Annotated in this window: 9 protein-coding genes and 1 tRNA gene; all 10 read left to right on the plus strand. The window is 46.6% G+C overall.

Annotated features, from left to right (window positions below; translation table 11 throughout):
- Nucleotides 1–456 (plus strand): aldo/keto reductase (locus ENN47_05885; protein HDP77703.1); only part of this gene is annotated, 456 nt, incomplete at its 5' end.
- A gap of 24 nt (nucleotides 457–480) precedes the next feature.
- Nucleotides 481–1014, plus strand: a complete 534-nt coding sequence (locus ENN47_05890; protein ID HDP77704.1) for a hypothetical protein — start codon at nucleotides 481–483, stop codon at nucleotides 1012–1014.
- A 65-nt stretch (nucleotides 1015–1079) separates the two neighbouring features.
- Nucleotides 1080–3107, plus strand: coding sequence for a urocanate hydratase (locus ENN47_05895; protein ID HDP77705.1), 2028 nt, complete (start codon nucleotides 1080–1082; stop codon nucleotides 3105–3107).
- A 7-nt stretch (nucleotides 3108–3114) separates the two neighbouring features.
- A complete protein-coding gene (locus tag ENN47_05900) occupies nucleotides 3115–3675 on the plus strand; it encodes a hypothetical protein (GenBank protein ID HDP77706.1) in 561 nt (186 codons plus the stop codon).
- A gap of 54 nt (nucleotides 3676–3729) precedes the next feature.
- Nucleotides 3730–3805: transfer RNA gene (locus ENN47_05905), tRNA-Ala, on the plus strand.
- A 511-nt stretch (nucleotides 3806–4316) separates the two neighbouring features.
- On the plus strand, nucleotides 4317–6356 hold the full coding sequence (locus ENN47_05910; protein HDP77707.1) for a glycosyltransferase: 2040 nt from the start codon (nucleotides 4317–4319) through the stop codon (nucleotides 6354–6356).
- A 649-nt stretch (nucleotides 6357–7005) separates the two neighbouring features.
- Nucleotides 7006–8538, plus strand: a complete 1533-nt coding sequence (locus tag ENN47_05915; protein ID HDP77708.1) for a B12-binding domain-containing radical SAM protein — start codon at nucleotides 7006–7008, stop codon at nucleotides 8536–8538.
- A gap of 152 nt (nucleotides 8539–8690) precedes the next feature.
- A complete protein-coding gene (locus ENN47_05920; GenBank protein HDP77709.1) occupies nucleotides 8691–9950 on the plus strand; it encodes a 2-hydroxyacyl-CoA dehydratase in 1260 nt (419 codons plus the stop codon).
- Nucleotides 9947–11677 (plus strand): CoA protein activase, encoded by a 1731-nt coding sequence (locus ENN47_05925; protein HDP77710.1) that lies wholly within the window; start codon nucleotides 9947–9949, stop codon nucleotides 11675–11677. Before ENN47_05920 ends, ENN47_05925 begins: the two co-directional genes overlap by 4 nt.
- Nucleotides 11678–11732: 55 nt before the next feature.
- Nucleotides 11733–12065, plus strand: a complete 333-nt coding sequence (locus ENN47_05930; GenBank protein HDP77711.1) for a DUF2188 domain-containing protein — start codon at nucleotides 11733–11735, stop codon at nucleotides 12063–12065.
- Nucleotides 12066–12633: the final 568 nt, after the last annotated feature.

The following is a 12633-nucleotide window of genomic DNA, read 5'->3' on the forward strand; positions in this document are numbered from 1 at the left end:
ATACCTGTTTCGTGCATCGTCAGTGGAATCAACTCCCTCGATCAGCTAGAGGAAGATCTGAAGCTGATAGATAAAGAACCCTTCTCTCCCGAAGAGCTCGAGCAGCTTTTTTTTGAGGCGCCAGAACTTGGCGGTTACGTTTGCAGGCAGTGCATGAAGTGCCTTCCATGTCCTCAGGGAATAAACATTCCCGGTATTTTTCTTGCAGAGGGCCGTTACGACAGGCAGATGCTAGATGGAAAAGTCAGAAGTGCTTCGGATTATGCCTTGAGGGACAGACTAGCTCACTGGTTTGGAAGCGAAGATCAGGGTATTGCAGAATACAACTCAATGATTCCCGATGTCGATGCCTGTACCGACTGCGGCATATGCAACGAGCGATGCCCTTACGGGATAGATATTCCGAGGAAACTTAGGATCGTGAAGTCCAAAATTACAGAAGGGTACGTCTGGTAATCGGGAACTCTAACGGGGGTTCTTATGAGCAAGATGAGGTTTTTCCAAAGGGAGGTCTTCGGTTTCTTTTTCATATTCTTTCTTGGCGCTCTTCTCCACATGGTCTATGAATGGAGTAACGGCAATATTATAGTTGGCGCCCTGACTCCCGTCAATGAAAGTATCTGGGAGCACCTGAAAATGATATTCCTTCCAGGAGTTTTCCTTCTAGTTCTTGAGGCCCTCCTGTTCAAAGAGATCAGAATTCCGTCCTTGATCCTTGGAAAGACTCTGGGCATATATATCATGTGCGGCACTATTCTGGGAGGCTTTTATTTCTACACTCTCTTCATCCATCATGTCTTGATTATCGACATACTTCTTATGGCGGCGGCAGTGGCCCTAGGGCAGCTGGTCTCTTATCATGTTTCTTCGAGGGTGGAAATCAGTCGAATTATGATCCTTTTGCCATTAGTGATGCTTGTGGTTCTCGGAGTGGTTTTTGTGATATTTACTTTCATTCCACCTCACTGGGAGCCTTTTAAGGACTCTTTGACGGGAGTTTACGGAGTTCAGTAGAGCTTTCATGAATAAGAGCGTTTACCTAAGCACTACAGATAACTGTTGAGAAAGGAGGATTGATTTTGCTTTCTGAAAGTGATATGTACGAGTCGATGGAAATCAAATTAGATGAGAGCTTGCCACCCGATCCTGTCTTCAGGCAAGGAATTCGAAGAGCACCGAAAAGAGAACTAAATCTCTCTAGAAAGGAAATTGAGCTTGCACTGCGTAATGCGCTTCGTTACGTTCCGACAGGACTTCATGACAGACTGGCTCCCGAATTTCTTCAAGAGCTTCTGACTATGGGAAGAATCTACGGATACCGCTATCGACCTCAGGGTGAGATAACGGGAAATCCCATCGATCAGTACAAAGGAAAATGCATTGAGGGTAAGGCATTCCAGGTAATGATAGACAATAACCTTGACTTTGAGGTGGCCCTTTACCCTTACGAACTAGTTACCTATGGAGAAACGGGGCAGGTCTGCCAGAACTGGATGCAGTACAGACTAATAAAGAGATATCTCGAAGAATTGACCGATGAGCAGACACTTGTGGTCATGTCCGGACACCCGCTTGGTCTATTCAAATCGGGCACTTCAAGCCCAAGGGTGATTATCACCAACGCGCTTATGGTGGGTATGTTCGACAACCAGGAGCAGTGGATCAAGGCTCAGGCTCTGGGAGTTGCCAACTACGGACAGATGACTGCAGGAGGTTGGATGTACATTGGACCTCAGGGGATAGTGCACGGTACCTTCAATACGATTCTCAACGCCGGAAGGCTGAAGCTGGGAATTGCAGACGACGGTGATCTACGCGGACATCTATTTGTTTCTTCTGGCCTCGGAGGAATGAGCGGAGCCCAGGGGAAGGCAGTCAAGATAGCCGGCGGCGTGGGAATTATTGCCGAAGTTGACCGTTCTAGAATTCAGACCAGATTGGAGCAGGGCTGGGTGGATGAAGTTGTGGAAGAGCCCGAGAGGGCCTTTAAGCTGGCAGAAAGAAAGACCCGGAACAATGAAAGTCATGCGATTGCCTTCCACGGAAACATAGTCGATCTACTGGAATTTGCGGTTGAGAAAGGTTTGAACATTGAGCTTCTGTCGGACCAGACGTCCTGTCATGCTCCGTACGACGGCGGATACTGTCCTCAGGGACTTACATTCGAGGAGAGAACAGAACTCCTGAAAACAGACAAGCGCAGATTTAGGGAGGCTGTTGATAGATCACTCATTAAGCACTTCGAATACATCAGCCAGCTGGCAGAAGGGGGCACTTACTTCTTCGATTACGGGAACTCATTTATGAAGGCAGTCTTTGATGCCGGGGCAAAGAATATCGCTAAAAATGGAGTAGATACTTCTGACGGATTCATCTTCCCGTCGTATGTTGAGGATATCATGGGCCCCATGTTGTTCGACTTCGGTTACGGTCCCTTTCGCTGGGTGTGCTTGAGCGGAAGAAAGGAAGATCTACTGAAAACAGATGCTGCCGCAATGAGATGTATCGATCCAGAACGTTGTGGACAAGATAGAGACAACTACATCTGGATAAAGGATGCCGACAAGAACAAACTGGTAGTGGGCACTCAGGCTAGAATACTTTATCAAGATGCGGCCGGAAGGCGCGCTATTGCGCTGCAGTTCAATGACATGGTTAGAAATGGAGAAATAGGACCTGTAATGATAGGAAGAGATCATCATGATACCGGAGGAACGGACTCGCCTTTCAGGGAGACTGCAAATATTAAGGACGGAAGTAATGTCATGGCAGATATGGCAACACAGTGCTTTGCAGGAAATGCGGCCCGAGGGATGAGCATGGTCTCACTTCACAATGGTGGTGGAGTTGGAATAGGGAAGGCAATAAACGGAGGATTTGGACTTGTTCTCGATGGAAGTCGGAGAGTTGATGAGATAATAGAGACATCTATTTCCTGGGATGTTATGAGCGGTGTTGCAAGGAGAGCCTGGGCAAGAAACGAAAATGCCTTGTTGATTGCCTCGGAATTCAACAAAGAGAGAAGAAGAAACGAGCAGATTACTCTTCCATTCCTCGTGGAGGAAGAGATTATTAGAAAGACGATGAAGACAGTTGATTGGGAGTGATAAGTGAATGACTATGTATTTCTCTAAGAGTGATGAAGAGACTACTAGAACTCTTCTTCACAGGATTTTTGAGCGATCGGAGGAAACGCAGATCAGGGACGTGGTTCTGCCTTCAACAAGCGGAAGAGTCGCAGAAATTGCACTTGATCTTGTCCCCGATTCGGTTAGACTGACCGTTGTTACTCATAGCGTGGGTTTCAGGGAGCCAAACGGCGATGAATTTGATCCGTTCATCAGAAAGCAATACACCGGTAGCAGGCACTCGCTGTTGACGGCAACTCATCTCTTCCGGGGTATTGATGGTGCCTTTGCCAAGGCAAACGGCGGTGTTCATCCGCCTCAAGTATTCGCGGCGGCTCTTCGGCTGTTCGGTCAGGGAACGAAGGTGGCCGTAGAGATCGCGATTATGGCTGCCGATGCCGGCTTAATAAGAGTCGGCGATTGGGTTATCACCTCTGGCGGAACTGGACATGGAATTGATACGGCCTACATTGTCAAACCGTGTCATTCCATTGATCTAAGTCTGTTTGAATTTGGAGAGCTGATAGGGATTCCTTCAAGCCTGTGATTTTCCGTGATAGATTGAATTCCTTGATAATTCGAGCTATAATCAATCTTGCGTGGGGCCGTAGCACAGCTGGGAGCGCGCCGCCTTCGCAAGGCGGAGGCCGGGGGTTCGAATCCCCTCGGCTCCACCAGAGGGGAGATTTCTCCCCTTTTTTTATTTCCTCCTAAAATTCGGTATCCCCCGAGAATGTCTCCGTTGCAGGAAAGAAGAGTATCAAAGTATTCCCGCATCAGAAGCAGGGTTTGGGGATCAAAGTTCTCTGTTTGGTTTCACGCATTTAAAAAACAGAGCCTTCTATTATTTTCATGAGAGGATCTACATGATAGCAAAGATGACGTGGTTGCTGCTTAGAATGTGTGAAAATTATTTTCAATACGTGTGGCAGTCCGTCTGAGAGATCTCAACCTTCTTTTCAACAGTTTAGCCTGAAATCAGCACTGAGGTGGGACAAATCTTTCTTGAAAGGAGTCTCGAAAACAAGAATCGAAAGTCGAAAGCTATCTCAGGTAGAGTTTGTATTTCACGCATATGGGAGGTAAACTCGCTGGTATGATCATCAATGAGGTGAGAAAGTGAAAGAAGCAGGTGTACAGCTACGCGATCAAATTAAGAGAGCCGCTAATTCAGTTGATCGATCCCTGATGACTTTTGAATCTGCCTGTGATGTCGTCAATAAGAACAGTCACGTTTCAGATGAGTTCGCTGTTGCTCATCACATTATAGACTCACTTGAAAATCGTGACAAACTCAAAGAAATAGCAGAACACAGGAATTCTCTGATGAGGATCCTGGCAGCGATCAGGATTGGGGAGCTTCTGAGCCCCGAAGAGTTCAACGATCAAAAAGAGGAATGGGATGGCAGCGCTCTTTTGACAACATCGTTCCTGAGAGGCATGGTTCGAGCTGGAAAAGAACTTCATGAGAAGAGTGTTCTGAGTTTGGCAGGAATTTCTGAAGAGACGGATTTTCTCCTCGCCCGACTGCTTCCGAGTCAAGACCTGGAAACAATATCTTCCAGAGAGCTGCTGCCGATAGCTGTTGAATCGGCAATCCTGAGCCATAGGAAGGAGTGGAACGCAGATCTACTGCTGAGGCTCTGGAAAGAAGAGAAAAGAATTAGGCGATCTTTGCTGTCCCTGGCGGATGGGAACGAGACGCTCATCAGAGAGATGATAAACACAATAGATGGATCTGAGGAATCTCTTGCCCTTCTGGGCTTACTGAAAGTTGCCAGATATGGGATCGATCTCCCTCCAAGCCATCCTATCATGAGTTCTGATGCTTCAATCAGTCTGCTCCATAACTCCCTCAAGAATCTAGGAAATCATTCGATTATTGGAAATCCGCTGGTTCAGTTCAGTTTCTACGGTGATCCATTGAAAGCGGGGAAAGGTTCTAGCGGAGGTATGGGGACCTTCCTTAGAACACTCGGCAATAATCTCTCTGAGAGCCTTCCTGGAGTGATTACGGTTGTTCCAATCGATGCAAAAGCCCTGTTGGAAAGCGATCTCTTGTTGAAGAAAGAAAGAGAGCAACATCTCTTCATTTATGCACCGTTAATTGACTATGAGAAAATGAAGGGGGACAGCTTTCTCAAAGGAAGGTTGGATGTACGCTCAAACGTAAGTGATATTCTCGCGATTGTCGGTATTCATCCAGCGCAAATGCACATGCGTTTCTCCGATTATGCTTCCTATTCAATGCTTGATTTAGCGAGAGAAATGAACTCGAAGTCGTTCTTCACGATAACTCCGGATCCACAGCGTGGCTTTTCCGACAATAACGGAGATCTTATCAACCTGGATCCAGTCAAAGCATTGAAGGAGACTTCAAGAGCGGAGATCTCGCACACAATGCTGAGAGAGTGCCATAGATTATTTGGAATCGGCGCGGAAGAAAGTCATAGTCAGCTCTTATCGTATTATCCTCAACTTTTCGAAACGGATGTCGCGGCGAAGCTCGAAATGATGCCCGAGGGCATCTCTCTGCGTAATGAGTGTCCTTTTTCCGGCGAAGGCCCACTTTTCTCAGTTTTGTTTGACAAAAACAGGGAATTCTTTATCGACCGCTCATTCAGGGTTAATCCCCTTCTGCTTACGATTGGCAGACTCGATCCCACAAAGGGTCAGACAAAACTGCTAAAGGCTTGGGGGGATTCGCGGCTCAGAGATTCATTCAATCTCGTTATTATTGGAGGAGATATAGAGAATCCAAATCAAGTTGAGTTATGCGAACTGGAAGAGATTAGAAAGTACGCGCAAGAAAACCGCAAAATCCAGGGTAGATTCTGCCACATGCCTGCCATGAGCAATGATGAAATTAGATGTCTGGAAAACAGCATCGCACAAGTAAAGGCAACTCCCTGGCCCCCTATCTATGTTGCGCCTTCCTTCAAAGAGGAGTTCGGCATTGCGATTCTCGAGGCGATGGCGGCCGGTTTCGTAGCAATAGGGCCCAGGCGCGGAGGGGTGAAGAGCTATATACGTCACGGAAAAAACGGTTTTCTTATAGATACGACGAATGAGTCGACGATAGGGAATGACTTACAGAGAGTACTGCTGGACCATCAAATCTCGGCCCGAAAGATGAAGATGATTGCCGAAAACGGCAGCAAGACAGTTTACAGGAGATACTCAATTTCGGTCGTAGCAAAGATGTTTTCGTCTTTCTATACTTCTTGAGCGCAATTCTCCTTACTACTCACTACGGTTTCAGGCTCCTTTGGAATGTTTTACGGTAGTCATTCCCGAAAGGTCATCTGGCATGGTTCAGTCCAGGATCTCGATCCTTAGAGCGTTTCAGGACCAGATCCCGAACAGTTGCAAATCGGGATGACATGTCGAAGGGTTCTGTTTTTCGGCTTTTCGTGAGCTATGCGAGCGGTTTCACAATCCCCTTTCTTATCTCATCTCGATCTTATCGGTTCATGATCTTGAACGGTCAACGGCGGACCGTATTTCACGGCGTTCAGCGTGAGCGAAAAGAGGTTCTCCACGGGAAAAAATCCTTCGCAAAGATTAAGAATAGTTCAGATCCTTTGGGAATATGTGCACCGATTGGCTCTTTCGATTGGACCGCTGTGATAAAATAATCATTAGACGCTGCGGGATGAGAGATATTTTTCGGTCTTCAACTGATTACCACGTTTTCCAAGAGTATGGAATCTGTGGATACTTCAAAATTCTTGTAGATCAAAGACGGGTAGGTCCAGCCAAAGTAGAGAAACGTTGAGCCTAAACAATTATTGATATAGCATGAATTCATCATCTTGCAGAGCAGGGTGTTTCCAGAAAAGGTTCGAGTGTCATCACAAAAGAGGGAAGTGGAGATATGAAAGTTTTGATGGTCTATCCAGAATATCCAGAAACTTTTTGGAGTTTCAAGCACGCACTAAAATTCGTCTCAAAAAAAGCGGCGTATCCACCGCTAGGCCTCATGACCGTTTCGGCCATGTTACCCGAAGAATGGGAGAGAAAACTCATCGATATGAATACGGACATTCTACGTGATCAAGATATCTTAGACTCCGATTACGTGATGATAAGCTCAATGGATGTTCAGCTTGACTCGGCAAAGAAGGTTATTCAGAGATGCAAGGAGTTGGGCGTCAAGACGATAGCGGGCGGGCCGCTTTTCACCACCAGACCTGAGGAGTTCAATGAAGTCGATCATCTGGTTCTTGGTGAAGCAGAAGTGACTCTGGCACCGTTTCTTAATGATTTAGAGAAAGGCAAGGCTAAGCACATTTATAGATCCGACGGCTTTCCAGATATTTCTGACAGTCCCATTCCAGACTGGAAGCTTCTTGACATGAGAAAATACTCTTCTATGAATATCCAGTATTCTAGAGGTTGTCCTTATAATTGTGAGTTCTGTGACATTGTTCTGTTAAACGGACATATTCCCAGGACGAAGAGAGCCGAAAAACTCATTGGCGAGATGGAAGCATTGTATAAGGCCGGCTGGCGTGGAGGAGTATTCATAGTTGACGATAACTTCATTGGAAATAAAGCCAAACTGAAGAGAGAGATTCTTCCCGCTATTGCTAAATGGATGAAAGATAGGAAGTATCCCTTTGTGCTGAATACAGAAGCCTCAATTGATCTTTCAGATGACGACGAGCTCATGAAACTTATGGTCGACGCAAATTTCGGAACCGTCTTTGTCGGCATAGAGACTACCGAGGAGGAAAGTCTCGTTGAATGCGGCAAGTACCAGAACCGAAACAGAGACTTGCTCTCGTCTGTTCGGAAGATGCAGGAGTTCGGACTGCAGGTTCAGGGTGGATTTATTGTGGGCTTTGATCACGACAAGCCTTCGGTATTTCGGAACATGATCAATTTCATTCAGAAGAGCGGCATAGTCACCGCAATGGTCGGTGTTCTCACAGCGCCTACAGGCACAAGACTCTTCCTGAGGTTAAAAGACGAGAACAGGATCGCGTCGGAGTTCTCAGGTAACAACACCAGCATTCTGACTAACATTATTCCCAAGATGGGTCTCAATAACCTCGTAGACGGTTACTACAAAATACTTAGAAACATATACGCGCCGAAACCCTACCGGCAGAGAGTAATAACCTTTCTCAAAAACTACAAACCGAATTCACTTAGACATGTCAGACCCCTTTCCGAGAGTCTGAAGGCCTTTATGAAGTCGCTTTGGGTACTTGGAATAAAGGAAAAAGGGCGAATCAACTATTGGTTGTTGCTCCTTTGGACGGCCATCTTTAGACCATCGCTTTTTCCGTTGTCAGTTGAATTTGCGATTTACGGCTATCACTTCCGAAAATCCCTTTCTTTTGGCTTTGGCGAAGAGGACAAAAAACAGCCGCCGAGTTACGAAGAACAAGATTCTAGGTGAGCTCCTATATCGGCAGAAGAAAGTAGCCGACCGGTGAAGTCCAGGTTCTTTTCTCGCAAGAGGTTATAATTGAATTCAGTCCGATATCTCGACTCAAAGGGATGGCGGAGTGATTCAGCAATTTTTTGATGGCGGGAGTGAGAACATAATACATGTCAGGAAAGAGTGTGAAGTTCGGCAGCTTTCTGAGAAATTACATAGATGATACCGATAGGTTCAAGAAATGGCTTCAGCTTGGCATGGGATTTGAGAATTTCAGAAGAAGGCATTTTCCAGACAGGGATCGACCGCGATTTGTCAACGTGGTCAATCATCTGGCGCTGGAGGAAGTATATCTTGCGATAAAGGGCTCGAATACAGCGTGGGTGAACTTAATGGCTCCATCTGAACTTCTTCTTTCGGTGGGTCTTAACCCTGTTTCGGCCGAAGGCATTTCCGGAGCGTTTTCCTCTATGCATCTTGAGGACACGGCAATTGCATATTCTTCACGGGCAGGAATCAGTGATTCCCTGTGCACATTTCATAGGGCTTCTCTTGGAGTGTCTATGAGAAAGCTTCTGCCTCCGCCGAAGTTGGTGATGACGACAAGCATTCTGTGTGATGGAAATCTTCCGACCTTCAAGAGAATAGCCAGAGAGTACGATGTTCCTTTCGTCTTGATCGATGTGCCCAGAGGTCGGAAGCGTGAAGCCGTAGGATACGTCCTCTCACAACTGAAGGAAGTTATCTGCACGATCGAAGAAATAACGGGAACCGCTTTCAAGATGGAAGAGTTGTCATTGAGATTATCTTGTGAAAGAGAGCTAATGGGAAATCTTGATGAGATAAGAGCCAGAGCGAAAACCGCGTATTTACCTTTGCATCTCTACGAACACATGAACTCGCTGTATGTACTGCATACTCTTGCCGGCGATAGGAGAATAGCTGCGGCCTCCAGAAATGTCGGCGAGAGTCTTGAAGCGATTCCCGAAGATGCGAGGAGGATACTCTGGCTTCACATTCCCCCTTATTATGACAACGAACTTTTCAATCTCTTCCTACCGGGATCGAAGAACCTTGTGATTTCGAACGAGCTGATGTGGGACTGGATGTATCCGCTCGATCCGCAGAGACCGCTTGAGAGTCTTGCTGAGAAACTGGTATATAACCCACTTTGCGGAAGCGTGGTTGATCGCGGAGATTACTGCCTGAATCTTGCTCGAGACTTCAGCGCCGATGGAGTTATCCACTTTTCTCATTGGGGATGCAGACAGTCTGCCGCAGGGGTGAGTTATCTGAAGAAAGTCTTCGAAGAAAAGAATATTCCCTTTCTAGAGCTCACGGGTGACTGCGTCGACCATGCATCTCAGGGCGCCGGGCAGTTGCGGACAAGAACAGAAGCATTCCTGGAGATAATGGAGAAGAGAAAATGATCTACTACTCGTGCAGTTACATACCGATGGAAGTAATGCTGGGAAGCGACAGCGAATTCCACAGAATAACCTCCGATGCTCCTGTCACTTGCCACGAACTAGGGTGCAATCTATGTGGTTATGCAAAGACAGTCTACGAAAAAGGAATGGGGCTGAATTCAGGCGATTATCTCTTGATAGCCGACTCCTGTGACGCGATGCGAAGAATCGGAGATCTTCTCTCTGAGCTTTCGTCGGCCAGGGTTTTCATCCTAAGACTCCCATGGAAAAGAGATGCTGATGCAACAGAGTTTCTTTCCAGCGAGATCGGCAATCTGACGACTTTCCTCGAAAACTCTGGTGTTGCTGTTAACCTGTATAAAGGCATTGATCGATTCGACGATCTCGTAGATCACGTACTGACAAATGAGACCAATTTACTTGGGTCCGACTTGTCGAGGCTATATCTTTCGGCGCTAGACGGCAACAAAGCCGAAATCGACTCCTCCAACCTCGCTGACGGCGGATCGAGAAAACGAATTGCGCTGAGTGGGGGAGTAACTGATTTGAGAGCCTTCGACAATGCGCTGGAGAAGGCCGGAGGAGTAATGGTATCTAATGATACTTGCCTAGGGAGAAGACCCTTCTCCGGCAAAACTGTCGATAACATCGAGCCGCTAAAGGCGATTGCCGAACGTCTGCTGAAGTGGAGATCTCCCTGCGCTCGTTTCTCTGAGACAATTTCTGTATCAGATGGCAGTGCAGATGCGACTGTTTATGTCGTTCCCAAGTTTTGTGACTTCTTTGATTTTGTTCGTCCCCGTGACGACAAGAAGACATACAAAGTTGAACTGGATTTTCCACTGAATTCTTATGGACAGCTTACCACAAGAATTGGGGCTTTGATTGAAAAGAATGACTCTAGATCCGTACCGCAATCTGAGGAGGAAACTACGGTGACTTACGCAGGAGTTGATTCCGGTTCAACTACAACAAACGGCGTCCTGATTGATGGAAAAGGAAGGATGATATTCTCCAAGACCGTGAGGACGGGAATAAGGGCTTCGAATACCGCAGAAGCTCTTATTAAGGAGATGACTGAATTCTCCCACAAGAATGGAAATCAAATTGGAAGATGCATTTCTACGGGCTATGGAAGGCTGCTTGTCTCTTCTGCAAGCGATAAGATCACTGAAATCTCATGTCATGCCAGAGGTGTTTTCGAACTCTTTCCCGAAGCGCGCGGAATTATCGATATCGGCGGGCAGGATAGCAAAGTTATCCGATTGAATTCCGAGGGGAATGTCGAAGACTTTGCAATGAATGATAAGTGTGCAGCCGGAACGGGAAGATTTCTTGAAGTGATGGCTTCTGCTCTTGAATTGAACACAGAAAAGATGTCTTCGCTTGCCCGGAAGTCAGAGAAGGATATTTCGATAAGTTCGGTTTGCACTGTATTTGCGGAGTCTGAAGTTGTTTCGCTAATTGGAATGGGAGAGAAAATCGAAGATATATCGGCAGGCCTGTTCAAGGCGATAGCAAAAAGAGTGGGTGCGATGTATTCAAGACTGGGATCACCTACACCTCTTGTCTTCACAGGGGGAGTTGCAAGAAATGCCGGAGTAGTCGAGGTCATGAAGAAGTTGTTCAAAACGGAAATCCTGATTCCCGAAGAGCCCGATATTATGGGAGCTTATGGCGCAGCCTTGTTTGCAAGAGAGTCAAGTTCTGAGACCGACATTAGATGAGCTTTTGAACTTTTTCACCCTAAGATTTGTCGTAAATGTGTAGGAGGTGCATTTCATGGACCACCATGAGGAACTACGGAAGATTCCGAGTATTAGTGAAAACATTGTTGAAGACATCTACCATGTGAAGCCCCACGAAGGATCCTGGATAGTGGATCACGAAAGTGAAGAGAGAATCATTCACCGGTTTGACGATAAGGTAGATGCAATCTCTGCAGCTTCCGAGTTAGCCAGCAACAGCCCTGAAGGGAAGCTTGTAATTCACAATTTCGAGGGAAACGTCGACAAAGACGAGACTGAAAAAATAGGCAAATCTCTTCAGGAAAAATCGGGAGGCGCGCGGGTTTTCATTCCGGTCGCATTTCATACTCGTTTAAGCAGACATTGAAAGTGAAGAATCGTTGACCGCGCAAGACCAATAACTCTTTGACCGATGAGATCGAGTGAAGACGGGAGCAATCCGTTAGAGAAGTTCTCTTCGCCAAAAGACGGCCAGAATATAAAAGCCGGCCACTATTGAAGCAAAACGAATTGCAGTGATAAGTACTAATGGATTCAATGCCGTCCGACAAAGCCTGGCTGGTTTGAATAAGCAAACTCGTGCGACCCGATCCTTCAGATCCGACCTTCGTAACTCGTTCCTGGTAAACCAAATTTCGAAACCCTTACCTAACCTCATCCAGTTATTATGACATGCTGGTCAGAATCTCGATCTTTGAAACAGTTCCAAGTTCCAGTGTGCAAGTTGAATAAGAAAATGGTTGTCCGTTATCGGTTCTCCGCTCTCCGAAAAGAGAGAGAGAATGAGAAAGAGCGGAGGAGTCGTGTCTAGTGTCTGGCAAGAGCGAGATCCAGACAGGAACATAATGGGTTCTTCCCTGAGGACGGCGGACCGTTGACGGACAACGTTGTTTTGAGCAGCGATCAGCGGGTCCTTGCTCTTAAGCGTGCAGCGG

Source organism: Mesotoga infera (assembly GCA_011045915.1).
Taxonomy (GTDB): Bacteria; Thermotogota; Thermotogae; order Petrotogales; family Kosmotogaceae; genus Mesotoga; species Mesotoga infera_D.